Source organism: Kitasatospora sp. CMC57 (assembly GCF_045866025.2).
In the GTDB taxonomy this organism is placed as follows: domain Bacteria; phylum Actinomycetota; class Actinomycetes; order Streptomycetales; family Streptomycetaceae; genus Kitasatospora.
Map to the genome: position 1 here is coordinate 4299185 of NZ_AP035881.2, position 24244 is coordinate 4323428.

Below are 24244 nucleotides of genomic sequence, written 5' to 3' on the forward strand. Positions count from 1 at the left end.
GGCGGCGGACGGGGAGCAGGATGACGGCAGGTCAGCGGTCGGCGGCCGCGGCGATCGCGGTGCTGCTGCTCACCGGGGTGGCCGGCTGCGGCAGTGCGGCGGAGCCCCCGCCCACCTCTGGCCCGACCCCCAGCGTCGTACCGACCGGACTGCCCAGCCCCACCGACCGGTCACCGCACGGCGTGCTGCTCTCCGCGCAGCTGGCGATGACTGCCGCCCGCCGGGCCGAGTTCTCGTACCGGTTGGGTGCGGAGCAGGCCGTCGGGGTGCTGTTCTGGGCCCCGAAGACGGTGCTGACGGTGAAGTACCCGGACACCGCCGAGCAGCTGATCGTGCTGGACACCACCGCCTACCGGGGCGGCGACCCGGCCACCGCCGAGCGGACCGGCGGTCGGCACTGGGAGAAGTTCACCGCCCCGGGCGGTCAGCGGGAGATCCCGTACGCCGGGCTGGTGGACCGGATCAACCCGATGGTGGCGCTGACCGCCGCGGTCGCCGCTGAGAGCCCGAGGCTGATCGGTGAGGAGGAGCTCGGCGAGGCCACCGTCCAGCACTACCGGCTGACCGTCGGGGTGGACCGGTACGTCGCGGCGCAGACCCTGCTGCCCGCCGGCCGGCAGCAGGCGCTGCAGGCCGCGCTGAGCGCCGGGGGAGCGCACCAGCTCACCCTGGACCTCTGGCTGAACGACAAGGACCAGCTGGTCCAGCTCCGCCGCAGCAGCGAGGGCGGCCCGGACGACACCATGACGTACAAGAACCTCGGCGGGCCGCTCTCGGTGCAGGCCCCGGCCGAGAGCGACACCGTGGACGAGGGCGCCAGGACCCTGCCGCCGCTCGCCTCCTGAGCGATTTGGCCGATTCGCGACCGGTCGAGTACGGTGGGGGCTGCCAAAGACCGCTGGTTGTCGGCCGCGCCCGTGAGGGTGTTGACGACCTAAGGATCCGCGAGTGATCGCGGGCAGCCCGCGCAGGAGTGTTTGGAGCTTGGACTTCCGGTCCGTGCGGCTTGCCGCCTGATCGTTGAGGTCATTCAGAGCCCCGTGCGCCTGCGCACCGGGGCTCTCACTGTTTCTGCAGAGCTTCCTGGCCGGTGGTTTGAGGCGTTGGATGGTCGACTGTTTCAAGGTCGGCCTGACTTCGACATCACGGAAGGAGGCGTAAGCCTATGGCAAGGCCCGACAAGGCTGCTGCCGTCGCTGAGCTCACGGACAAGTTCCGTGCCTCGAACGCGGCGCTGCTGACCGAGTACCGCGGTCTCACGGTGAAGCAGGTCAAGACCCTGCGTCGCTCGCTGGGGGACAACGCCCAGTACGCCGTGGTGAAGAACACGCTGACCAAGATCGCGGCCAATGAGGCCGGGATCTCCGAGCTCGACGACCTGTTCGCGGGTCCGACGGCTGTCGCCTTCGTCACCGGTGACCCGGTGGAGTCGGCGAAGGCTCTGCGTGACTTCGCCAAGGAGAACCCCGCTCTCATCATCAAGGGCGGTGTCCTTGACGGTAAGGCGCTGTCCGCCGATGAGATCAAGAAGCTCGCGGACCTCGAGTCCCGCGAGGTGCTGCTCGCCAAGCTGGCGGGTGCCATGAAGGCCAAGCCCTCCCAGGCTGCTGCGCTCTTCCAGGCCCTGCCCTCCAAGCTCGTCCGCACCGTGGACGCGCTTCGCGAGAAGAAGGCCGAGCAGGGCGGTGCCGGTACGCCGGCTCCCGCCGCCGAGGACGCTGCCGCCGAGTAGTTCGGCGGGCTCACGCCCTCGCTGCGGGCCCGTACGCCCGCCAATCCGTACATCCGGCACCACCTGCCGATTTAGTGGAAGGACGCCATCATGGCGAAGCTGTCCCAGGACGACCTGCTCGCGCAGTTCGAGGAGATGACCCTCATCGAGCTCTCCGAGTTCGTGAAGGCGTTCGAGGAGAAGTTCGACGTCACCGCCGCCGCCCCGGTCGCGGTTGCCGCCGCGGGTGGCACGGCCGCCCCGGCCGAGGCCGCTGAGGAGCAGGACGAGTTCGACGTCATCCTCGACGGCGCCGGCGACAAGAAGATCCAGGTCATCAAGGAGGTGCGCGCCCTCACCTCCCTCGGCCTGAAGGAGGCGAAGGACCTCGTTGACGGCACCCCCGCCACCGTCCTGGAGAAGGTTGCCAAGGACGCCGCGGAGAAGGCCAAGGCTCAGCTCGAGGCCGCTGGCGCCAAGGTCACCGTCAAGTGACCCAGTGCCCCCTCTGAGGGGGCGCGAGGCCGGGCCGACCACCCTTGCGGGTGGTCGGCCCGGCCTTTTTGCGTACCCGGTCCAGGGGCTGGTCCACCTGGTCGGCGGCCCGGGTCCACCCGGTCGGCGGAGGGGTGTCACCGGCCTGGCGGACTGTGCACTCGGCCACTGTCGGCACGGCCCGGTAGGGTGAGCGCTGTCACGGGGAAGGCTCCCACCACGGGTTCTGTAACGCGGTGGCCTGCTCGGACGATGAACGCTTCGAGGTCCGCACTCCGGTAGGGGCCTTGACGAACTTCACCGGGCGCGCGATTCTCAAGGCGCGCCCCATGAGGCGGGTCCAACCGGTCGATGTGGTTCCGGATGCATATTCGGCGGCTCCGACGGGAACTGACTCTTCGTGAGGTGTGGTGGCTCGGAGCGTCCGAGCCATGGCGGAGCGGTACGAGGGGAGTCTCCGATTCGGTCTCCGAATCAGAGCTTGTCAGCAGTGTGCCTTTTGGCTACACTGTCCCTTTGCGCTGCCTGTTAGCTGCTCCGTGACTCGTCGCCCGGAGTGTGCATTGCCCTGAAGGGGCCTGGCACCGCCTCCGCAAAGCGGCTCTGACCTGGGGTTCACACCCCGGCTGAGGCCCACGGCGCCGGGGGTGGGGTCAGCCCGTCGAGGCCGGCCGGTATGCGCGCAGTGAGCTCCGAGCCCTCGGAAGGACCCCCCTCTTGGCCGCGCCGCGCAACGCCTCGAACAACGCCAATTCCACCGCCCCGCTCCGCGTTTCCTTCGCGAAGATCAAGGAGCCCCTCGAGGTCCCGAACCTCCTGGCCCTGCAGACCGAGAGCTTTGACTGGCTCCTCGGCAATGCGGCCTGGAAGTCTCGCGTCGAGGCGGCCCTGGAGAGCGGTCAGGACGTCCCCACCAAGTCCGGTCTGGAGGAGATCTTCGAAGAGATCTCCCCGATCGAGGACTTCAGTGGGTCGATGTCGCTGACCTTCCGCGATCACCGTTTCGAGCCGCCCAAGAACTCGATCGACGAGTGCAAGGACCGCGACTTCACCTTCGCGGCCCCGCTCTTCGTCACGGCCGAGTTCACCAACAACGAGACCGGTGAGATCAAGTCCCAGACGGTCTTCATGGGCGACTTCCCGCTCATGACCCACAAGGGCACGTTCGTGATCAACGGCACCGAGCGTGTCGTGGTCTCGCAGCTGGTCCGCTCCCCGGGTGTGTACTTCGACTCCACCCTGGACAAGGTCTCCGACAAGGACATCTACTCCTGCAAGGTCATCCCCTCGCGTGGTGCCTGGCTGGAGATGGAGATCGACAAGCGCGACATGGTCGGTGTCCGCATCGACCGCAAGCGCAAGCAGTCGGTCACCGTGCTGCTCAAGGCGCTCGGCTGGACCAACGAGATGATCCTCGAGGAGTTCGGCGAGTACGAGTCGATGCGCGCCACCCTGGAGAAGGACCACACCCAGGGCCAGGACGACGCGCTGCTCGACATCTACCGCAAGCTGCGCCCGGGCGAGCCGCCGACCCGCGAGGCCGCGCAGACGCTTCTGGAGAACCTGTACTTCAACCCGAAGCGCTACGACCTCGCCAAGGTCGGCCGGTACAAGGTCAACCGCAAGCTGGGCAACGCCGAGTCGCTGGACTCCGGAGTGCTCACCGAGCCCGACATCATCGGTGCGATCAAGTACCTGGTGAAGCTGCACGCCGGTGAGACCGACTGGCGGGACGACGAGGGCCGCGACATCGTCGTGGAGGTCGATGACATCGACCACTTCGGCAACCGTCGCCTGCGCAACGTCGGCGAGCTGATCCAGAACCAGGTCCGTACGGGTCTCGCCCGTATGGAGCGCGTCGTGCGCGAGCGCATGACCACCCAGGACGTCGAGGCGATCACGCCGCAGACCCTGATCAACATCCGGCCGGTCGTCGCCTCCATCAAGGAGTTCTTCGGCACCAGCCAGCTGTCGCAGTTCATGGACCAGACGAACCCGCTCTCGGGTCTGACCCACAAGCGTCGTCTGTCCGCGCTCGGCCCCGGTGGTCTGTCCCGTGAGCGGGCCGGCTTCGAGGTCCGTGACGTGCACCCCTCGCACTACGGCCGCATGTGTCCGATCGAGACCCCCGAAGGCCCGAACATCGGTCTGATCGGCTCGCTCGCGTCCTACGGCCGGGTGAACGCCTTCGGCTTCATCGAGACCCCGTACCGGAAGGTCATCGACGGTGTCGTGACCGAGGCGGTCGACTACCTCACGGCAGACGAGGAGGACCGCTACGTCATCGCGCAGGCCAACGCCCCGCTGACCGACGAGCTGACCTTCGCCGAGCCGCGTGTCCTGGTCCGCCGCCGTGGTGGCGAGATCGACTACATCCCGGGCACCGAGATCGACTACATGGACGTCTCGCCGCGCCAGATGGTGTCGGTCGCGACCGCCATGATCCCGTTCCTCGAGCACGACGACGCCAACCGCGCGCTCATGGGCTCCAACATGATGCGCCAGGCGGTGCCGCTGCTGAAGAGCGAGGCACCCGTGGTCGGCACCGGCATGGAGTACCGCTGCGCGGTCGACGCCGCCGACGTGATCGTGGCCGAGAAGGCCGGTGTCGTCCAGGAGGTCTCGGCCGACTACGTCACCGTGGCCAACGACGACGGCACGTACACCACGTACCGCGCCGCCAAGTTCACCCGCTCCAACCAGGGCACCTCCTTCAACCAGAAGGTGCTCGTGGACGAGGGCGCCCGGGTCGAGGTCAACCAGGTGCTGGCCGACGGCCCGTGCACCGACCAGGGTGAGATGGCGCTCGGCAAGAACCTGCTCGTGGCGTTCATGTCCTGGGAGGGTCACAACTACGAGGACGCGATCATCCTGTCGCAGCGCCTCGTGCAGGACGACGTCCTCTCCTCGATCCACATCGAGGAGCACGAGGTCGACGCCCGTGACACCAAGCTGGGCCCCGAGGAGATCACCCGGGACATCCCGAACGTCTCCGAGGAGGTCCTCGCCGACCTCGACGAGCGCGGGATCATCCGGATCGGCGCCGACGTCGTCACCGGCGACATCCTGGTCGGCAAGGTCACGCCCAAGGGTGAGACCGAGCTGACCCCGGAGGAGCGCCTGCTGCGCGCCATCTTCGGTGAGAAGGCCCGTGAGGTCCGCGACACCTCGCTGAAGGTGCCGCACGGTGAGTCAGGCAAGGTCATCGGCGTCCGCGTCTTCGACCGCGAGGAGGGGGACGAGCTTCCCCCGGGCGTGAACCAGCTGGTCCGCGTCTACGTCGCCCAGAAGCGCAAGATCACCAACGGTGACAAGCTGGCCGGCCGTCACGGCAACAAGGGTGTCATCTCCAAGATCCTCCCCGTCGAGGACATGCCGTTCCTCGAGGACGGCACCCCGGTCGACATCATCCTGAACCCGCTGGGTGTCCCGTCCCGAATGAACCCGGGACAGGTCCTGGAGATCCACCTCGGGTGGCTCGCCAAGCAGGGTTGGGACGTCTCCGGCCTCGCCGAGGAGTGGGCCCAGCGCCTGCAGGTGATCGGTGCCGACAAGGTTGAGGGTGGCACCAACCTCGCCACCCCGGTCTTCGACGGCGCCCGCGAGGACGAGATCACCGGCCTGCTGGACCACACCACCCTCACCCGTGACGGTGAGCGCCTGGTGAACTCCACCGGCAAGGCCCGGCTGTACGACGGCCGCTCCGGCGAGCCGTTCCCGATGCCGGTCTCGGTCGGCTACATGTACATCCTCAAGCTGCACCACCTGGTCGACGACAAGCTTCACGCCCGTTCGACCGGTCCGTACTCGATGATCACCCAGCAGCCGCTCGGTGGTAAGGCGCAGTTCGGTGGTCAGCGCTTCGGTGAGATGGAGGTGTGGGCCCTTGAGGCGTACGGCGCGGCCTACGCGCTGCAGGAACTCCTCACCATCAAGTCCGACGACGTCCTGGGCCGCGTGAAGGTCTACGAGGCGATCGTCAAGGGCGAGAACATCCCCGAGCCGGGCATTCCCGAGTCCTTCAAGGTGCTCATCAAGGAAATGCAGTCGCTCTGCCTCAACGTGGAGGTGCTGTCCTCGGACGGCCAGTCCATCGAGATGCGGGACTCCGACGAGGATGTCTTCCGTGCCGCCGAGGAGCTCGGCATTGACCTGTCCCGGCGCGAGCCGAGCAGCGTCGAAGAGGTCTGACGGAGGTTGGGCCGGCCGCCTCGTGCGGTCGGCCCGCCCCCAGGCCCCCTCAGACCAGATGAACACCTTTCGACTTACGAAAGAGGGCTTGACGACCAGTGCTTGACGTCAACTTCTTCGACGAGCTCCGCATCGGCCTCGCGACCGCCGACGACATCCGCCAGTGGTCCCACGGCGAGGTCAAGAAGCCGGAGACCATCAACTACCGCACCCTGAAGCCGGAAAAGGACGGGCTCTTCTGCGAGAAGATCTTCGGCCCCACCCGGGACTGGGAGTGCTACTGCGGCAAGTACAAGCGCGTCCGCTTCAAGGGCATCATCTGTGAGCGCTGTGGCGTCGAGGTCACTCGCGCCAAGGTGCGTCGTGAGCGGATGGGCCACATCGAGCTGGCCGCGCCGGTCACCCACATCTGGTACTTCAAGGGTGTGCCCAGCCGCCTCGGCTACCTGCTCGACCTGGCTCCGAAGGACCTCGAGAAGGTCATCTACTTCGCCGCCTACATGATCACCTGGGTGGACGACGAGCGTCGCCAGCGCGACCTCCCGTCCCTTGAGGCGCACGTCTCGGTCGAGCGTCAGCAGATCGAGAACCGCCGCGACTCCGACCTGGAGGCCCGGGCCAAGAAGGCCGAGACCGACCTGGCCGAGCTCGAGGCCGAGGGCGCCAAGGCCGACGTGCGCCGCAAGGTGCGCGAGGGTGCCGAGCGCGAGATGAAGCAGCTGCGCGACCGCGCGCAGCGCGAGCTGGACCGTCTGGACGAGGTCTGGGCCCGCTTCAAGAACCTCAAGGTCCAGGACCTCGAGGGCGACGAGCTGCTCTACCGCGAGCTGCGCGACCGCTTCGGCACGTACTTCTCCGGCTCGATGGGCGCCGCGGCGCTCAAGGACCGCCTGGAGACGTTCGACCTCGCCGAGGAGTCCGAGCGCCTGCGCGAGATCATCCGGACCGGCAAGGGCCAGAAGAAGACCCGGGCGCTCAAGCGCCTCAAGGTCGTCTCCGCCTTCCTGCAGACCACCAACAAGCCCAACGGCATGGTGCTGGACTGCGTCCCGGTCATCCCGCCGGACCTCCGCCCGATGGTGCAGCTGGACGGTGGCCGCTTCGCGACCTCCGACCTGAACGACCTGTACCGCCGCGTGATCAACCGCAACAACCGTCTGAAGCGTCTGCTCGACCTCGGTGCCCCCGAGATCATCGTGAACAACGAGAAGCGGATGCTCCAGGAGGCGGTCGACGCCCTCTTCGACAACGGCCGTCGTGGCCGCCCGGTCACGGGCCCCGGCAACCGTCCGCTGAAGTCCCTCAGCGACATGCTGAAGGGCAAGCAGGGTCGTTTCCGTCAGAACCTGCTCGGCAAGCGAGTCGACTACTCGGCCCGTTCGGTCATCGTCGTCGGCCCGCAGCTCAAGCTGCACCAGTGCGGTCTGCCGAAGGCCATGGCGCTGGAGCTCTTCAAGCCGTTCGTGATGAAGCGCCTGGTGGACCTGAACCACGCGCAGAACATCAAGTCGGCCAAGCGCATGGTCGAGCGCGCCCGCCCGGTCGTGTGGGACGTCCTCGAAGAGGTCATCGCCGAGCACCCGGTGCTGCTCAACCGTGCACCCACCCTGCACCGCCTCGGCATCCAGGCCTTCGAGCCCCAGCTGGTCGAGGGCAAGGCCATCCAGATCCACCCGCTCGTCTGTACCGCGTTCAACGCGGACTTCGACGGTGACCAGATGGCCGTCCACCTGCCGCTCTCCGCGGAGGCGCAGGCCGAGGCCCGCATCCTGATGCTGTCCTCGAACAACATCCTGAAGCCGGCCGACGGTCGCCCCGTCACCATGCCGACCCAGGACATGGTGCTCGGACTGTTCTTCCTGACCTCGGACCGCGAGAACGTGAAGGGCGCCGGCCGCTCCTTCACCTCCGCCGCCGAGGCCGTGATGGCGTTCGACGCCAAGCAGATCGACGTCCAGGCCGTGATCGACATCCGCCTGCCGATCGGCACCGTCCCGCCCCGTGGCTGGACCCCGCCGGTCGACGAGGACGGTCAGCCGACCTGGTTCGAGGGCGAGCCCTTCCGTCTGCGGACGACCTTGGGCCGCGCGCTCTTCAACGAGCTGCTGCCCGAGGACTACCCGTTCGTCGACTACGAGGTGGGCAAGAAGCAGCTCTCCGCGATCGTCAACGACCTGGCCGAGCGGTACCCCAAGGTCGTCGTGGCGGCGACCCTGGACAACCTGAAGGCGGCCGGTTTCCACTGGGCCACCCGCTCGGGTGTCACCGTGTCGATCTCCGACGTCGTGGTGCCGCCGAACAAGCCGCAGATCCTCGAGGGCTACGAGGCCCAGGCCGAGAAGGTGCAGCGTCAGTACGAGCGCGGCCTGATCACCAACGAGGAGCGCAAGAGCGAGCTCATCGGCATCTGGACCCGCGCGACCAACGAGGTCGCCGAGGCCATGAACGCCAACTTCGAGAAGACGAACCCCATCTTCATGATGGTGGACTCGGGCGCTCGAGGAAACATGATGCAGATGCGTCAGATCGCCGGTATGCGTGGTCTGGTGTCGAACGCCAAGAACGAGACGATTCCCCGTCCCATCAAGGCGTCCTTCCGTGAGGGCCTCACCGTTCTGGAGTACTTCATCTCCACCCACGGTGCCCGTAAGGGTCTGGCCGACACCGCGCTGCGTACCGCCGACTCCGGTTACCTCACCCGTCGTCTGGTCGACGTCTCCCAGGACGTCATCATCCGCGAGGAGGACTGCGGTACCGAGCGTGGCCTCAAGCTGGCCATCGGCGTGGTCGAGAACGGCGTCCTTCGCAAGACGGACGACGTCGAAACCAGCGTCTACGCCCGCATGCTGGCCGAGGACATCACGGTGGACGGCAAGCTCCTCGCCACCGCCAACACCGACCTCGGTGACGTCCTGATCGACGAGCTGATCCGCCACGGCATCAGCGAGGTCAAGACCCGCTCGATCCTGACCTGCGAGTCCGCGGTCGGCACCTGTGCCTTCTGCTACGGCCGTTCGCTGGCCACCGGCAAGCTGGTCGACATCGGTGAGGCGGTCGGCATCATCGCCGCCCAGTCCATCGGTGAGCCCGGTACCCAGCTGACGATGCGTACCTTCCACACCGGTGGTGTGGCCGGTGACGACATCACGCAGGGTCTGCCCCGTGTCGTCGAGCTCTTCGAGGCCCGTACCCCCAAGGGTGTGGCCCCGGTGGCCGAGGCCCAGGGCCGGGTGCGGATCGAGGACACCGAGAAGACCCGCAAGCTCGTCGTCACCCCCGACGACGGCAGCGACGAGATCGCCTACCCGATCTCCAAGCGCATCAAGCTGCTGGTCTCCGAGGGCGAGGCGGTCGCGGTCGGCCAGAAGCTGACCGCCGGCACGATGAACCCGCACGACGTCCTGCGGATCATGGGTCAGCGCGCCGTCCAGATCCACCTGGTGGCCGAGGTCCAGAAGGTCTACAACTCGCAGGGTGTGTCGATCCACGACAAGCACATCGAGATCATCATTCGGCAGATGCTCCGCCGTGTGACGATCATCGAGTCGGGCGACGCCGAGCTGCTCCCGGGCGAGCTCGTCGAGCGCGGCCGCTTCGAGACCGAGAACCGTCGCGTGGTCTCCGAGGGCGGTCACCCCGCCTCCGGCCGTCCGCAGCTGATGGGTATCACCAAGGCCTCGCTGGCGACCGAGTCCTGGCTGTCGGCCGCCTCCTTCCAGGAGACGACCCGAGTGCTCACGGACGCGGCCATCCACGCCAAGTCCGACCCGCTCCTTGGCCTCAAGGAGAACGTCATCCTCGGTAAGCTCATCCCGGCCGGTACGGGTCTCCCCCGCTACCGCAACATCCGGGTCGAGCCGACCGAGGAGGCCAAGGCCGCGATGTACTCGGCCGTCGGCTACGACGACTACGACCTGTCGCCCTTCAGCGCCGGCTCCGGCCAGGCAGTGCCGCTGGACGACTACGACTACGGCCCCTACACCGGCTGAGTCACGGTCACCTGATCGCATGCAGGGCGGTCACCCCACACGGGGTGGCCGCCCTGCGGCGTTTCCGGCTCGGCCGGTGCGGGTGCTCCTGGAAGCCCGCGTGCTCCCTCCGGCGAGGGAGGGGTGGGAACCGCTCTGGCGGGGGATCCGGGGGTGGGGCTCGGCGCGGCAGGATTCGGGGGGTCAGAGGGTGTGCGGGGAGGGGAGTTCGGCGTGAAGCGGATACTGGCGGGTCTCGGCGTTGCGGTGGCCGTGGTGGCGGGTGGCACCGGGTGTGCGGCGCAGCAGGAGCGGGAGGTCGCCTACGGGGTGACCGAGGCCGTCCGGGTGTTGGTGGTGGACGGGGGGACCGGGGACGTCGAGGTGGTCGGGGAGGGCTCGGAGGTGCGGGTGACGGAGCACCAGTCGTACCGGGGAACCGCGCCCGCGGCGGCGCACGAGGTGGCGGACGGGACGCTGACGCTGTCGTACCGGTGCCCGGAGGACGGCTGTTCGGTGGGCTACCAGGTGCGGGTTCCGGCCGGGACGGTGGTGCGGGTGAAGGCGGGGACCGGCAACGTACGGCTGACGGGTCTGACCGCCGAGGTGGAGGCGTCGGCGGGGACCGGCGGGATCACGGCGGAGCGGCTGGGCGGGCGGGAGGTGCAGCTGACGGTGGGGACGGGCGATGTGAAGGCGGTCTTCGCGGTGGCGCCGGCCGATGTCCGGGTGAAGGCGGGGACGGGCAGTGTGCGGCTGACGGTACCGAAGGGGGAGGAGTACGCGGTGGAGGCGGCCGCCGGTACCGGCGCCGTGAAGGTCCAGGTGCCGGTGCGGACTTCGGCCGAGCGGCGGATCGTGGTCCGGGCGGCGACCGGGGACGTCACGGTGAGTGGTGGCTGATCGGGGCCCCGTGCGGCATGATCGACTTCGCGGGGGTGGGGACGTGGAGCTGATGTCGCGGTGGCAGGCCCGGGCGGCCGGCCTGGGGGAGCGGGTGCAGGCGCGCTTCGCCGGGGTGAATCCCCACGTGGTGGACCTGCTGTTGGCGGCGGCCTCGCTGGCGGTCGCAGTGTGGACGGTCCGGCACGACGACGTCGGTTGGCCGTGGTGGGTGTACGCGCTGGCGGCCGCGACGGTGCTGCCGCTGCCGTGGCGCCGACGGGCGCCGTTCGCCGTCTTCGCGTTCAACGGCCTGACCTCGATGGCGCTCTCGCTGGCCGCCCACTCGGCGATGCCGCAGGTGCCGCTGGCCGCGGTGGTGGCGATCTACACGGTGGCGGACCGGGGCCGGGAGTGGCAGCGCTGGCTGATGCTGACCCTGCTGGTGTGGGGCAACGTGGCAGGCACTCGTTCGCTGAACGGGGCGCTGTTCAGCCTGCTCACCTCGGTCGGGGCGTTCGTCTTCGGCTCGGTGGTCCGGGAGTTGCGTCGGCTGGCCAGGGTGCAGGCGGGCCGCGCCGAGGAGGTGGGCCGCCGGGCGGCGGCCGACGCGGCGCGGGCGGTGGCGGAGGAACGGGCCAGGATCGCCCGGGAGATGCACGACATCCTGGCGCACGCGGTCTCGCTGATGGTTATCCAGGCGGAGGCGGGCCCGGTGGTGGTCCGCAGCGACCCGGACCGGGCGATCCGTACCTTCGACACCATCGCCGACTCCGGCCGCGATGCGATGGTCCAACTCCGCCGGGTCCTGGGCGTGTTGAAGGAGCAGGGCGCAGGCCCCGAGCTGGCTCCGCAGCCGACCCTGGCCGAGCTGCCCGCAGTGGTGGACCGGGTACGGGACGCCGGGCTGCGGGTGGAGCTGTCGGTGCAGGAGCTCGGTCCGGCCGACGTGCAGGCGGCCGCGTACCGGATCGTGCAGGAGGCGCTCACCAACACGGTGAAGCACTCCGGTGCGGACCGGGTCGCGGTGCGGGTGGCGAAGGTACAGGGGGCGCTGGAGGTCGTGGTCGAGGACAACGGCGCGGGTGTGCCGGTGGCGGTGGCCGGGGTCTGGTCGGGCGGGCGCGGGCTGGTCGGCATCCGGGAGCGGGCCGCCGCCTGTGGCGGCCGGGCGGAGGCCGGGCCGGGGCCCGGTGGCCGAGGGTTCGTGGTCACGGCACTTCTGCCGTTGGTGAGTTGAGGGGGAGAGCATGACGATTCGGGTGGTGGTCGCGGACGACCAGGAGCTGGTCCGGGCCGGGTTCGGGATGATCCTGGACGCGCAGCCGGACATCGAGGTGGTGGCCGAGGCAGCGAACGGCGCCGAGGCGGTGGAGGCCGTCCGCGAACACGCCCCGGACGTCCTGCTGCTGGACGTCCGGATGCCCGTGATGGACGGTCTGGAGGCGGCCCGCCAGGTCTGTGCGGACCATCCGGGCACGAAGGTGATCATGCTGACCACCTTCGACGTGGACGACTACGTCTACGACGCGCTGTACGCGGGCGCGAGCGGCTTCCTGCTCAAGGACGTCCGCCGGGACGATCTCGCCCACGGCGTACGGACGGTGGCCTCCGGCGATGCGCTGCTGGCACCGTCGGTGACCCGTCGGCTGATCGCCGAGTTCGCCGCCCGCAAGGGCAGCGCCCCGCAGGCGGTACGGCCGCCGTCCCGGCTGCTGGAACAGCTCACCGGCCGGGAGACGGAGACCTTGCGGCTGCTGGCCCGGGGCCACTCCAACGCGGAGATCGCGGCCGAACTGGTGGTCAGTGAGCACACCGTGAAGACCCACGTCTCCAACGTGCTGTCCAAGCTCCGGCTCCGGGACCGGGTGCACGCCGTGGTGTTCGCGTACGAGTCCGGCGCGGTGGTCGTCGGCGAGGACGGCCCTTAGGGGCCGGCCCTGAGAGGTCCCCTCCCCCGCACGGGGGAGGGGACCTCTTCGCCGGTACGGGCGATCCGCTGCGCGCGTGTCCCGAGCAGGATTCAGGTGTCGAACCGAGCTGCTCCGAAAGGGACTTGTGATGAAGAAGTACCAACCCGCGCTGGCCGCCCCGCTGCTGATCGGCCTCTACGGCGCGATCCGCCTGCTTCCCGGCAGCAAGGAGCCCGAGGCGGGCTGGCTGCTCGGGCACGCCGCGCTGCTCGGCGGGCTGCTGTTCTTCGTCCCGGTGCTGCTGGAGCTGCGCCGCCGGGCGGCCTCGCGGCTGCTGGGCACGGTCGCCTTGGTGGTCGCGGGCACCGGGCTGGCGGCCTCGGTGGGGCAGACGCTGATCGACCTCTGGGTGGGCATGGTGGCGGTGGACAAGGCGGACCAGCACCGGCTGTTCGCCGAGATCCAGGACGTGCCCGGGGTGCTGCCGGTCTTCTACACGGCCCTGCCGACGCTGTTCTACCTCGGCCTGCTGGTGCTGCTGTGCGCGGCGTTCCGCCGGATCGCGCTGTGGAGCCCGCTGCTGGTGCTGGTGCTGGTCGCCACCGTGCTGATGGCGATAGACCTGGACCTGATGACGCCGGGCGCGCTGCTCTTCGCCCTGGCGCTGCGCCCGCTGACCGCCCCGATGGGGCCAGCGGGACCGGTGGCGCGACCGGCGGCGCAGCGTCAGGTCGTCAGCCCGCGCTGAGCAGCGCCAGCGCGAGTGCAGCGGCGCAGACGACCGGTGGCCGGTCCGCCGGGGCGGGAGCTCGTTCGACGGTGACGGCGGTGGCGGTGGTCTCCGGTGCGGGGGCGTAACCCGCCTGCCGGAGAGCGGCGAGGGTCGTCGCGGGGTCGGCCGCGGAGGTCAGTACGGTGGGCGCGATCCGGCGCAGACCGAGCGCCGACAGGGCGCGGGCATGGGTGAGTTCGAGTACCAGCGCCTCATCGTCCGAGCGCAGCACGCAGCCGACCTCGGCTACGGTGACCCGGCCGTGGGTGCGGGCGGTGTCCTCGATCAGGTACTCCAGCGGTTGCGGCAGTTCGCCCGCGGCGCGCAGTCGCCGCAGCAGTTCGGCGGCGTCCAGCCCGGTGTCGAGGGCGCGGCGGACGGCGGCGGGGGTGAAGCGCCAGACGGTCGCGTGGCCGTCGGACTCCCGGTCGGCGGTGCAGTCCAGCAGCCGAGCCAGCTCGGCCGTGGGCGGCCCGGTGACCACGGCGGTCAGGTCGGCCTGAAACCTGGCCGTGCCGACCTGACTAGGCATCAACTGAGCCAGGGTGCTGGAGAGTTGGTCGACAGCAGGAACCGCCGGGAAGCAGTGCGCGGCCCCGGCATCGAGCAGCTCGCGGACGGCGCGTCCCACGGGGGTGGGCGCGCCGTGCGCGAGCACCCCGAGCAGTTCGGCCTCCGCGAGGGTGGCTGCCACGGCCGCCGGGTCCGGCGCCGCGCCGAGCGGACGGTGCCAGGCCGCTGCGGCGAGCACGTCCGCCAGGGGCGGGAGACCGTGGCCGGGCGGCAGCTGCGCCAAGGCGTGCAGCAGGGCCTGGCGCAGCGGTACGGCCGTCGGGTCGTTCGGGGTGCTGAGCACGGCGTCGGCAGTGCTGAACACCGCCGGGGTGACCGCCCAGGCGGCCAGCAGGGGCGCCAGCCGTTCGGCGGGCGGCGCGGCCAGCCAGTCGTCGTACCGGGTGGTGGGCAGCAGTCGGAGCGGTGCGGGGGAGGGGGCGAGCAGTCCGGCGTTGGCGGCCAGGTCGAGCCAGAGCGTCGCGTGCGGCCCGGTGAGCCCGGCTGCCTTGGCGAGCTGCCGAACCACCCGGACGCCGGGCCCGCCGGCCCGGCGGAGCACGGGAGGCTGCGCCGCGGTGACCCGCAGCAGCAGCTCCACCCTGGCAGCGGCCTCGGTGACGGCCGCCTGGGCCGCCCCGGCGGCGTGCGCGGGCAGCAGGACGGCCGGCAGCGGAGGCGCGTCCGGTGTGAAGTCCAGCGACCGGTACGGGGGTTGCTGGTGCAGCGCGGCGGGGACGGTGAGCAGGTCGCCGTGCGGGGGCAGCAGCAGGGCGCGCTCGGCCAGACCGGCCAGCAGCGGAGCGGCCCGGTCGCCGAGCAGGTCCAGCAGCTCGGCGCGGGGCACCGGGCGGGACGCCGGGTCGAGGGCGGGTACGGCCGCAGCGCCGATCCGCCGTCCGGCGAACCCGGCGGGGGCACTCACGGCGGCCGCCGGGGCAGGGCCGAACCGGCGCTCCGCCAGCACGGCCACGGCGGAGAGCACTTGGAGCTCGGCCAGGTTCAGCGTGGTCAGCGCGAGCCTGACGGACGGGTTGCCCAGCAGGAAGGCGGCCAGCTTCGCGGGTTCGGCCAGCCCCGGCACGCCCGCGTACGGCAGCTGCCGCCGCTCCAGCAGGACGGTCAGCTGCTGGGCGGTCCGGCTGGTCAGCCAACGGGTCAGGTCCTCGGCGCTGCTCACCGCCCCACGGTACGGGAATTGACTGGCCCGCCGCCGGTGCGGGCCGTAGCGTCGGTGCGCATGAACGCCAAGCGACTGCTGATCGCCGTCCTCACCGGAGCCGGGGTCTCCACCGACTCGGGGATCCCGGACTACCGGGGCCCGAACGGCCTGTGGCAGCGCGACCCGAGCGCGCAGGACCTGGTCACCATCGGCCCGTACCTGGCCGACCCCGAGGTGCGGCGGCGGGCCTGGCTGATGCGCCGGGACGTCGGGGCGCAGGCCGCCGAACCGAACGCCGCGCACCGCGCGCTGGTTGAGCTGGAGCGGGCCGGGCTCCCCGTCCGGGTGCTCACCCAGAACGTGGACGGGCTGCACCAGGCGGCCGGTCAGTCGCCGCGCAAGGTGCTCGAACTGCACGGTACGGCGCGGCTGGTGGAGTGTGTCAGGTGTCACCGGCGGACCGACATGAGCGCCGCCCTGGCCCGGGTCGAGGCGGGCGAGCCCGACCCGCCGTGCCTGGACTGCGGGGCGGTCCTCAAGCCCGCGACGGTGATGTTCGGCGAGCAGCTCGACCCGGTGGTGATCTCGCAGGCCGAGGCGATCGCGTCGAACTGCGACCACTTCATCGCGGTCGGCACCAGCCTCCAGGTGCACCCGGCGGCCGGACTGGTCGAGGTCGCGGTCGACCACGGCGCCCGGCTGACCGTCGTGAACGCCGAGCCGACCCCGTACGACCCGCTCGCCGCCGAGCTGATCCGGGAGCCGATCGGCACCGCGCTTCCCGCCCTGGTGGGCCGCCTGCTGACGGGTTGACCGGCTGCGTACGATGGCGCTCCCGACGAGCTGGGAGTGGACGATGACCGAGTACGACCCGTGGTCGCCGGAGTTCGTGGCGCATCCGTACGACGCGTACGAGCGGCTGCGGAAGGAGGCGCCGGTCAGCTTCCACGAGCCGACCGGGCAGTGGCTGGTGGCGCGGTACGCCGACGTCAGCGCGCTGCTGCGGGACCGTCGGCTCGGCCGCACCTACACCCACCGGTTCAGCCACCAGGAGTTCGGCCGGCCGGAGCCCGATCCGGCGTACGAGCCGTTCAACACGCTCAACGAGCACGGACTGCTCGACCTGGAGGGGGCGGACCACGGGCGAATCAGGCGGCTGGTGTCGAAGGCGTTCACGCCCAGGACGGTCGAGGAGCTGCGGCCGACCGTGGCCCGGCTGGCCGGGGAGCTGGTGGACGGGCTGGTCCGGGACGGCGGCGGCGACTTGATCACGGCCGTCGCCGAGCCGCTCCCGGTCGCGGTGATCGCCGAGTTGCTCGGGGTGCCCGAGGCGGACCGGGGACTGCTGCGGCCGTGGTCGGCCGACATCACCGCGATGTTCGAGCTCAGTCCGGAGCCCGAGGTGGCCCGGCGGGCGGTGGCAGCCAGCATCGAATTCTCCGAGTACCTGCGGGAGTTGATCCGGCAGCGGCGGGCCGAGCCGGGTGCCGACCTGATCAGCGGGCTGGTCCGGGCGGCGGACGGCGACGACGCGCTGACCGAGCAGGAGATGGTCTCCACCTGCGTGCTGCTGCTCAACGCGGGCCACGAGGCGACCGTGAACACCACCGGCAACGGTTGGTGGTCGCTGTTCCGGAACGAGGGCGAACTCGCCCGGCTGCGCGGCTCGGTGGACGAGCTGCTGCCCACCGCTGTCGAGGAGTTGATGCGCTACGACACCCCGCTGCAGATGTTCGAACGCTGGGTGCTGGACGACATCGAGGTCGGCGGGGTGACCGTCCCGCGCGGCGCCGAGGTGGCCCTGCTGTTCGGCTCGGCAAACCGCGACCCGGAGCGGTTCACCGGCCCGGACCGGCTGGACGTCGGCCGCACCGACAACCCGCACATCACCTTCGGCGCGGGAATCCACTTCTGCTTGGGCGCCCCGCTTGCCAGACTGGAGCTCATCGAGTCGTACGGGGCGCTGCTGCGGCGGGCACCCGCGCTGCGGCTGGTCCGCGAGCCCGACTGGCGCCCCGGGTACGTGATCCGGGGCCTGGCCGAGCTGGTGGTCGAAGCATGAGGGGGTAGTCATGAAGCGCGCGACGGGCACGCTGCTGGGCCTGGCGATCGGCGACGCGATGGGCAAGCCGACCGAGTTCCAGGAGTACGACGAGCTGCTCCAGTGGGGCGCGCAGTGGCGTGAACTCCCGCTGCCCACACCTGCGTTGGTGACCGACGACACCCAGATGACACTGGCATTGGCCCGGGGCCTGCGGACCGCCCAGGAGCGCGGTCCACTGGCGCCGCTGCGGCTGACCCGGCCGGTCCGGGAGGAGTTCGTCCACTGGTACTTCGACCCGAACAACAACCGGGCCCCCGGTATGACCTGCCTGAAGGCGTGCCTGCGACTGAGCCAGCCCGAGCGCCGCTGGCAGGAGGCCACCGACCTCGGCTCCAAGGGCTGCGGCGCCAACATGCGGTCGGCCCCGGTCGGCCTGCTTCCCGACCTGACCGACCGGGTCAGGTCCGGAGCCGCCCAGCTCCAGTCCGCGCTGACCCACGGTCACCCGACCGCGCTGGCGGCCAGTGACCTCACCGCGCACACGGTGCGCCTGCTGGTCGACGGTGCCGAGCCGGCCGAACTGCCCGCCCGGTTGCGGGAGTACGCGCTCGCGGCCAGGGCCCGGGGCTACGACGAGTTCTGGCTCGGTGACCTCGCGGCGCACGCGCAGGACCCGTCGCCGAGGACGTTCAGCGAGCGGGGCTGGGACGACTGCCTGCTCGAACTCGACCGCCTGGAAGCCGCGTTGGCCCGTCCCGAGCCGGAGGGCGACCCGTGCACGGTGACCGGCGAGGGCTGGGTGGCGGAGGAGGCGCTCGGCACCGCCCTGCTCTGCTTCCTGCTCTTCCCGGACGACCCGGTCACGGCGGTCCGGCGCGGTGCGTTCTCCTCCGGCGACTCCGACTCGATCGCCTGCCTCGCGGGCGCCTTCGCGGGCGCCCGCCACGGTGCGGCGGCCTGGCCGGCCGACTGGGTCCAGCGGATCGAGTACCGGGACGAACTGCTGGAGTTCGGCGCGCTCTGGGACTGAGCCGTCAGCTGAGCCGTCAGCCAGCGCGGGCGAGCAGCGCGTCGGCCATCCGGACGATCAGCTCCCGGCCCTCCACCACCGCCAGCCAGTCGGCGGGCAGTGCCGCCGCGCCGTACAGCGCGCCGACCAGGTTGCCGCAGACCGCGCCGGTGGAGTCGCTGTCGCCGGAGTGGTTGACCGAGAGCAGCAGCGCCGAGCGGGCGTCGGGAGCGGTCAGCGCGCAGTACACCGCGACGGCCAGGCACTCCTCGGCGATCCAGCCGAGCCCGACCCGCTCCACCGCCTCCGCCGACGGCGGCCCCTCCGCGGAGATCCGCACCGCGCGCTCCAGCGCCTCGACGGTCTCCTCGGCGTTCGGATACCCGGCCAGCAGCCGGATGGTCGCCGTCAGTGCCTCGGGCAGTGCCTGACCGGCCGTCACCAGGTCGACCAGGGCGGCCGAAGCGCCTGCCGCCAACTGTCCGGTGGGGTGGCCGTGCGTCAGCTGGGCGCACTGCGCTGCCAGTTCGAAGGCATGCTCGGCGCCGAGACCGGACAGGCCGAACGGCGCGGACCGCATCACGGTGCCGCACCCCTTGGAGTGTCCGTTCACCGGCCCGACCGCACCGATCGGCGCCGGCGGCACGAACTCGGAGTGGTCGGCCAGACCACTCAGGCAGGCGTTGCCCGGCGCCCGCCGGGCGTACAGGAAGGCGTGCGCCAGCAGCGGCGAGGCGGGCGCGGGCCCCGGCCCCTCCCGACGCTGGGTCAGCAGCCAGTGCTGGTAGGAACGGTGCAGGTCGGCCGGGGTGCCGCCGGCCAGCAGGCCCTCGATGGTGAACAGTGTCATCTGGGTGTCGTCGGTGATGTCCCCGGCCCGGTCGCCCGGTTGGCCCGCGGCCCGCAGGCCGGTCACCCCGGCCGGGCCGTGGTCCTCGCGGATCCACTCCAGGCGCCGGAACTCCACGGGCCAGCCCAGGGCGTCCCCGAGGGCGCCGCCGAGCAGGGAACCGTGCACGCGATCGGTACGGGAAAGGGTCATCCCGCGACGGTACGTGCCCTGCGGCTCACTGCGGAAGTGCCCGTGCCGCCGACCCCGGTGCCGATGGGTCACCGGTCGATGGCCCCCGTGCCGTGGTGGAGGGCGGCCCGGTCGGCGGCGGCGCGGCCTTCGTGCCAGCCGTCGGCGTTGCTGATCCGGACTCGCTGGGTGGTGAGCTTGGGGAACATTTCGCCGACGGCCTGGTCGACCGCCTGTTCGCGGGCGGCCAGGGCGGGCAGCAGTCGCTCGTCGGGGGTGAGCTGTTCGCTGCTGCCGTCCGGATTGAGGTGGCGGCCGGCGGCGGCGTCGCGGGTGGTCTGCTCGGTGGCGGTGGCCAGCCGCTCGCGGATCCGGGCCGCGTACGCGATCAGGAAGGACTGTCGGAAGGACTTGGTCCTGGCGGCGCCCTCCTTGTGGTGCCGGCTGCCGGCCCGGTGCATGGTGGCGGTCGCCTGCACCAGCAGCGAGGTGTAGAGCAGTTCGACCGCGTCCAGGTCGGAGTCGAAGCCGATGATGGTGCAGAAGCCGAACTCCTTGGCCCACACCGTGCGGCAGCGGTTCGCGGTGGCCACCGCGTCGAGCAGCATCGCCTTCGGGCTCTCGTACGGGTTGTCCACCCCGATCCGGAGCGCGCCGGGGGTGTCCCGGGAGGGCTGGCCGATGGTCAGCAGGGCCTCGTCGATGGAGTGCTGGGCCACCAGCTGCTGGGCCTTGGCGGTGAGCGCCTCGGCCTCCTCGGGGTACTCGGTGGACTCCGCCTTGGCGAGCAGCGCCCGGATCCGGGACAGCATCCGGGGCTCGCCCGGCAGCGGTCCGGCGGAACGCTGCACGGGTGCGCGGCCCGGCGTGGGCCCGACCGGGGTGATCGGCGGGAGCTGCGCCCAGAGCCGGTTCAGCTCCAGGACGGCGGTGGCCAGCGCGAACCGGTCCAGCCGGTGCCGGGTCGCGAAGCCGACCAGGTACGCGTCGTCGCCCGACCACCAGACCTCGACGGCCAGCTCGCGCAGCTGCTCGTGCCAGCGCCGGTCCAGGGTGGCCGCCGGGTGACGGCGGTTCTCGGCGGCGATCAGGTCGACCGCCAGCGGCTGGTGCGCCGTGCCGAGCTCGCGCCGGACCAGTCTGGCCAGGTCGGCGGGGCGCCAGCCGATCGCCCAGGCCCGGGTGACGGTGCGCTCGACGTGGGCCACCAGGGCCCGGCTGACCTCGGACCAGTCGGCGGCCGCGAGCAGCGAGGCCGCCGTGTCGAGCGCGAGGTCGAGGGTGTCGGGGGAGGCGGCGACGACCTGGGTGGCGGCCTGGGTGACCAGGGCTTCGGCATCGGACGGCTGGGCCACGGGGGATCGCCTCGAGAAGTCGGGGGTTGAACTGGCAATGATGCCCGAGCCCGGAGCGGTCCGGGCCCGGGCATCATTGCCGTCAGCGCTCGATCGCGGTGAGCAGGATCTCCGGCAGCCGGTCCAGCAGCCGCGAAGCGGCGAACCTGATGCCGCCGACCGCCAGCAGTACCCCGTAGCCGAGGCCGATCGGGAGCAACGTCCAGCCCGGCAGGGCGAACAGCAGCAGCGCCACCGGCCCGGTGATCAGCAGCACCCCGATCATCGAACCGAAGGTGTTGAGCAGCACCACCCCGCCCTGCCCCGGCGCGGCGTTCCGCATCGGGTTGGAGTCGGCCGGCATCGCGTACGGCGCCAGCACGCTCAGCAGCGCGCCGAGACCGACCCCGGCGCCGAGCGCGCCGTAGGCCAGGCCGAGCGCCGGGGGCAGCTCGGCCCACTTCCCGGTCACGGTGGCCAGCACCAGGCCGAGCAGGGTGCAGACCGGGACGGCGTACGAGAGCACGGCGTACGCCCGCCCGCGCAGCTCTTCCCGGGCCTCGGCCGGGGTGGCCAGCGTGCTGGAGACCATCCAGAACGCCGAACCGTCCATGCCGAACAGGTTGACCATCTGCAGGCCGAGCATCAGACCGGCCATCGCCACTATGTATACCGAGGACCAGCCCTGGACCACCGAGAGCACGCAGATCACCAGGGTCATCCCGATGCTGGTGAAGACGGCCGCCTTGGCCCTGGGCTCGCGCCAGGCGTACCGGAGGTGACGCTGCATCACCGCGCCGACCCGGCCGTCCGGGAAGAGGTTCCGGGACGAGCCGCCGACCGACTTGGTGGTGATCAGGGTGGACGAGTCGGCGGTCACCATCAGGTCCTGCAGGCTCCGCTGCCACCAGCGCAGCAGCAGCACCAGCAGCGCGCCGGTGGCGGCGAGCTGGAGCAGTGCGAGCGGGACGGAGTCCCCGGCGGTGCGGGCCGAGTCCAGGGCGCTGACCGGCGGGATCCAGCGCAGCACCGAGGCGAACGGCTTCAGCGGCGACAGGTCGAGGCCGTCGTCACCGGGCCGGCCCAGGATGCTCTGCGAGGCCAGGTTGCCGACCTGCACCAGGATCGCGAACAGCAGACCGCCGAACACGGCGAAGTCCTTGCCCCGGCGGCTGGAGAGCAGTCGGGCGTTCCCGGCTGCGACCGCGCGGGACAGCGTGACCAGGCAGACCACCGTCAGCGGTACCCCGAGCACGGCGAACGGGACCGCCACCGCCCCCGCGGCGGCGGCGGTCACGGCGCCGGTCAGCAGCACCAGCGCGATCACCGGTCCCGGCCCGATCAGCGCGGCCAGCAGCGTCCCGCGCAGCAGCGGTCCCGGCCGTAGCGGCAGCATGGTGAGCCGGGTCGGGTCGGAGCTCTCGTCGCTGCTGAACAGGAAGAGCGGCAGTGCGGCCCAGCCGATCACCAGCGACGTGGTGAGCATCACGGTCGCGTCGGCGGCGCCGGCGTGCCCGTTCAGGAAGGCGAAGGCGGTAGCGATCGCGGCGGTGAACAGCAGGCCCAGCACTGAGCCGACCACGTACAGCGCCCGGCGGCCTGGGCTGCGGCGCAGGCCGTTGGCGAGCAGCCGGAGTTTGAGTGAGACCAGGGTCCGGACCACCACGCGGTCCGCGGGGAGGTTCATCGGGCCTCGCCCAGCCAGTCCAGGCTCTGCTCGTCCTGCTCGCGGACCCCGATCAGGTCCAGGAAGGCGGTGTGCAGCGAGCGGTCGCCCCGGACGGTGTCCAGCGGGCCCTGGGCGATCACCTGGCCCGCGTTTATCACCGCGACCCAGTCGCAGAGCTGCTCGACCAGCTCCATCACGTGGCTGGAGAAGACCACCGTGGAGCCGCTGGCGGCGTACCGCTTGAGCACGCCCCGGATGGTCTGCGCGGAGACCGGGTCGACACCCTCGAACGGCTCGTCCAGGAACAGCACGTCCGGGTTGTGCAGCAGCGCGGCGGCCAGGCCGATCTTCTTCCGCATGCCGGTGGAGTAGTCGGCGACCAGCTTGTCCGCGGCGGCGGCCAGGTCGAGGACGGTCAGCAGCTCCTCGGCCCTACGGTCCACCTCGGCACCGGGCAGGCCGCGCAGCCGGCCGTTGTACTGGAGCAGCTCCCGCCCGCTGAGCCGCTCGAACATGCGCAGGCCCTCGGGCAGGATGCCGATCCTGGCCTTCACCCCGACCGGGTCGGTCCAGACGTCGGCGCCGTGGACCAGCACGGTGCCCTCGTCGGGGCGGAGCAGGCCGGTGACCATCGAGAGCGTGGTGGTCTTGCCCGCCCCGTTGGGGCCGACCAGGCCGATGAAGGAGCCGGCGGGCAGGTCCAGGGTGAGTCCTGCGACCGCGGCGTGGTCGCCGAAGCGCTTCCACAGGTTGTGGATGCTGACGGCAGGTGTCATGTGAGCACTCCTGTAGGTACGGATGTGCGGCCAGCCTCGCAGAGGTGGGCCGGGCTGCGGCACCCCACGAACGACGGGCGTGTCTGCTCCGATCGGGTGAATGTGCAACTGTGCGGAGGTGCCGTTCGTCATGCACCATGAGGAACCGTCAGGAAGTGGGCCCGGATGAGCATGCAGCCTTGGGGAGCGCCGCAGCCGCAGCCGTACGGCAACGGCCAGGCGGCCATGCGCGCCGCGCACAGCGACCGCGAGCGCGCGGTGGACGTGTTGAAGGCCGCCTACGCCGAGGGGCGCCTCTCGGCGGACGAGTACGGCGCCCGGTTCGAGGGGGTGCAGCGCGCCAAGACGTACGGCGAGCTGGCCTACCTGGTCTCCGACCTGCCGGTCGGCCCGGCCGTGCTGCCGATGGCGGCGATGCCGATGATGGCGCGGCCGGTGTACGCGCCCCGGACCAGGACCAACCCGCTCGCGGTCACCTCGCTGGTGCTCGGGCTGCTCTGCCTGCCGACCTTCGGATTCTTCGGCATCCCCGCCGTGGTGACCGGCCACCTGGCCAAGAACCAGCTGCCCCGCACCGGGGAGGACGGCGACGGCATGGCCACCGCCGGTCTGGTGCTCGGCTGGCTGTCGGTGGGCGGCTGGGCGCTGCTCCTGTTGCTGGCCGTCGTCTCCTGAGGTATGCCGGTTGAGTGTGCTCGGCGGGGGCCGAGCTGCGGCGTTGCATTTGTTTTGACCGGCGCCGATG

Annotated in this window: 18 protein-coding genes; 13 read left to right on the forward strand and 5 right to left on the reverse strand. The window is 71.0% G+C overall.

What is annotated here, in order from left to right; translation table 11 throughout:
• Nucleotides 1-20: 20 nt before the first annotated feature.
• The 9 genes from ACKUU6_RS19285 (at nucleotide 21) to ACKUU6_RS19325 (ending at nucleotide 13908) form a co-directional block, all read left to right on the forward strand.
• Nucleotides 21-845: a hypothetical protein gene (locus ACKUU6_RS19285; RefSeq protein WP_407989826.1), complete on the forward strand. Its 825-nt coding sequence runs from the start codon at nucleotides 21-23 to the stop codon at nucleotides 843-845.
• A 320-nt stretch (nucleotides 846-1165) separates the two neighbouring features.
• A complete protein-coding gene (gene rplJ / locus ACKUU6_RS19290; protein ID WP_407989827.1) occupies nucleotides 1166-1732 on the forward strand; it encodes a 50S ribosomal protein L10 in 567 nt (188 codons plus the stop codon).
• A gap of 90 nt (nucleotides 1733-1822) precedes the next feature.
• Entirely contained in the window at nucleotides 1823-2206 is a 384-nt protein-coding gene (gene rplL / locus ACKUU6_RS19295) for a 50S ribosomal protein L7/L12 (RefSeq protein WP_407989828.1), read from the forward strand.
• 717 nt (nucleotides 2207-2923) lie between these two features.
• A complete protein-coding gene (rpoB, locus tag ACKUU6_RS19300; protein WP_407989829.1) occupies nucleotides 2924-6397 on the forward strand; it encodes a DNA-directed RNA polymerase subunit beta in 3474 nt (1157 codons plus the stop codon).
• Nucleotides 6398-6495: 98 nt separating this feature from the next.
• Nucleotides 6496-10386 carry a DNA-directed RNA polymerase subunit beta' gene (locus tag ACKUU6_RS19305; protein WP_407989830.1) on the forward strand — a complete coding sequence of 1297 codons (3891 nt, stop codon included), beginning with the start codon at nucleotides 6496-6498 and terminating at the stop codon, nucleotides 10384-10386.
• A gap of 213 nt (nucleotides 10387-10599) precedes the next feature.
• Entirely contained in the window at nucleotides 10600-11268 is a 669-nt protein-coding gene (locus ACKUU6_RS19310) for a DUF4097 family beta strand repeat-containing protein (RefSeq protein ID WP_407989831.1), read from the forward strand.
• A 52-nt stretch (nucleotides 11269-11320) separates the two neighbouring features.
• Nucleotides 11321-12487, forward strand: coding sequence for a sensor histidine kinase (locus ACKUU6_RS19315; protein WP_407992167.1), 1167 nt, complete (start codon nucleotides 11321-11323; stop codon nucleotides 12485-12487).
• Nucleotides 12488-12497: 10 nt separating this feature from the next.
• Complete coding sequence (locus tag ACKUU6_RS19320) at nucleotides 12498-13178, forward strand: response regulator (RefSeq protein ID WP_407989832.1); 681 nt, start codon at nucleotides 12498-12500, stop codon at nucleotides 13176-13178.
• Nucleotides 13179-13308: 130 nt separating this feature from the next.
• Nucleotides 13309-13908, forward strand: coding sequence for a hypothetical protein (locus tag ACKUU6_RS19325; protein ID WP_407989833.1), 600 nt, complete (start codon nucleotides 13309-13311; stop codon nucleotides 13906-13908).
• On the opposite strand, the gene ACKUU6_RS19330 is transcribed toward ACKUU6_RS19325, so the two are convergent.
• Nucleotides 13895-15664 (reverse strand): helicase-associated domain-containing protein, encoded by a 1770-nt coding sequence (locus ACKUU6_RS19330; RefSeq protein ID WP_407989834.1) that lies wholly within the window; start codon nucleotides 15662-15664, stop codon nucleotides 13895-13897. The genes ACKUU6_RS19325 and ACKUU6_RS19330 overlap by 14 nt on opposite strands.
• A gap of 60 nt (nucleotides 15665-15724) precedes the next feature.
• Here ACKUU6_RS19330 and ACKUU6_RS19335 point away from each other — a divergent pair, with 60 nt between their 5' ends.
• From ACKUU6_RS19335 to ACKUU6_RS19345, 3 genes are read left to right on the forward strand one after another with little or no spacing between them, the layout of a single operon-like run.
• Entirely contained in the window at nucleotides 15725-16459 is a 735-nt protein-coding gene (locus tag ACKUU6_RS19335; protein ID WP_407989835.1) for an SIR2 family NAD-dependent protein deacylase, read from the forward strand.
• A 43-nt stretch (nucleotides 16460-16502) separates the two neighbouring features.
• Nucleotides 16503-17708 (forward strand): cytochrome P450, encoded by a 1206-nt coding sequence (locus ACKUU6_RS19340; protein ID WP_407989836.1) that lies wholly within the window; start codon nucleotides 16503-16505, stop codon nucleotides 17706-17708.
• A 10-nt stretch (nucleotides 17709-17718) separates the two neighbouring features.
• Nucleotides 17719-18720: an ADP-ribosylglycohydrolase family protein gene (locus ACKUU6_RS19345; RefSeq protein WP_407989837.1), complete on the forward strand. Its 1002-nt coding sequence runs from the start codon at nucleotides 17719-17721 to the stop codon at nucleotides 18718-18720.
• 16 nt (nucleotides 18721-18736) lie between these two features.
• Here the strand turns inward: ACKUU6_RS19345 and ACKUU6_RS19350 are convergent, their stop codons facing one another.
• The 4 genes from ACKUU6_RS19350 to ACKUU6_RS19365 all read right to left on the reverse strand — a co-directional run bounded on the left by ACKUU6_RS19350 (nucleotide 18737) and on the right by ACKUU6_RS19365 (nucleotide 23499).
• Entirely contained in the window at nucleotides 18737-19741 is a 1005-nt protein-coding gene (locus ACKUU6_RS19350) for an ADP-ribosylglycohydrolase family protein (protein WP_407989838.1), read from the reverse strand.
• A 68-nt stretch (nucleotides 19742-19809) separates the two neighbouring features.
• Nucleotides 19810-21075: a DUF2786 domain-containing protein gene (locus ACKUU6_RS19355; RefSeq protein WP_407989839.1), complete on the reverse strand. Its 1266-nt coding sequence runs from the start codon at nucleotides 21073-21075 to the stop codon at nucleotides 19810-19812.
• Between the two features lie 82 nt (nucleotides 21076-21157).
• Complete coding sequence (locus ACKUU6_RS19360) at nucleotides 21158-22741, reverse strand: transporter (RefSeq protein ID WP_407989840.1); 1584 nt, start codon at nucleotides 22739-22741, stop codon at nucleotides 21158-21160.
• On the reverse strand, nucleotides 22738-23499 hold the full coding sequence (locus ACKUU6_RS19365; RefSeq protein ID WP_407989841.1) for an ABC transporter ATP-binding protein: 762 nt from the start codon (nucleotides 23497-23499) through the stop codon (nucleotides 22738-22740). Before ACKUU6_RS19365 ends, ACKUU6_RS19360 begins: the two co-directional genes overlap by 4 nt.
• A 165-nt stretch (nucleotides 23500-23664) precedes the next feature.
• On the opposite strand from ACKUU6_RS19365, the gene ACKUU6_RS19370 reads away from it, so the two are divergent.
• Entirely contained in the window at nucleotides 23665-24174 is a 510-nt protein-coding gene (locus ACKUU6_RS19370; RefSeq protein WP_407989842.1) for a DUF1707 and DUF4190 domain-containing protein, read from the forward strand.
• Nucleotides 24175-24244 lie beyond the last annotated feature (70 nt).

What these genes read in the sequence shown, in the direction of transcription:
- ACKUU6_RS19285 (WP_407989826.1), top strand. Translation starts at nt 21, where the DNA reads ATGACGGCAGGTCAGCGGTCGGCGGCCGCGGCGATCGCGGTGCTGCTG.
- rplJ (WP_407989827.1), top strand. Translation starts at nt 1,166, where the DNA reads ATGGCAAGGCCCGACAAGGCTGCTGCCGTCGCTGAGCTCACGGACAAG.
- rplL (WP_407989828.1), top strand. Translation starts at nt 1,823, where the DNA reads ATGGCGAAGCTGTCCCAGGACGACCTGCTCGCGCAGTTCGAGGAGATG.
- ACKUU6_RS19315 (WP_407992167.1), top strand. Translation starts at nt 11,321, where the DNA reads ATGTCGCGGTGGCAGGCCCGGGCGGCCGGCCTGGGGGAGCGGGTGCAG.
- ACKUU6_RS19320 (WP_407989832.1), top strand. Translation starts at nt 12,498, where the DNA reads ATGACGATTCGGGTGGTGGTCGCGGACGACCAGGAGCTGGTCCGGGCC.
- ACKUU6_RS19325 (WP_407989833.1), top strand. Translation starts at nt 13,309, where the DNA reads ATGAAGAAGTACCAACCCGCGCTGGCCGCCCCGCTGCTGATCGGCCTC.
- ACKUU6_RS19335 (WP_407989835.1), top strand. Translation starts at nt 15,725, where the DNA reads ATGAACGCCAAGCGACTGCTGATCGCCGTCCTCACCGGAGCCGGGGTC.
- ACKUU6_RS19340 (WP_407989836.1), top strand. Translation starts at nt 16,503, where the DNA reads ATGACCGAGTACGACCCGTGGTCGCCGGAGTTCGTGGCGCATCCGTAC.
- ACKUU6_RS19345 (WP_407989837.1), top strand. Translation starts at nt 17,719, where the DNA reads ATGAAGCGCGCGACGGGCACGCTGCTGGGCCTGGCGATCGGCGACGCG.
- ACKUU6_RS19350 (WP_407989838.1), bottom strand. Translation starts at nt 19,741, where the DNA reads ATGACCCTTTCCCGTACCGATCGCGTGCACGGTTCCCTGCTCGGCGGC.
- ACKUU6_RS19360 (WP_407989840.1), bottom strand. Translation starts at nt 22,741, where the DNA reads ATGAACCTCCCCGCGGACCGCGTGGTGGTCCGGACCCTGGTCTCACTC.
- ACKUU6_RS19365 (WP_407989841.1), bottom strand. Translation starts at nt 23,499, where the DNA reads ATGACACCTGCCGTCAGCATCCACAACCTGTGGAAGCGCTTCGGCGAC.
- ACKUU6_RS19370 (WP_407989842.1), top strand. Translation starts at nt 23,665, where the DNA reads ATGAGCATGCAGCCTTGGGGAGCGCCGCAGCCGCAGCCGTACGGCAAC.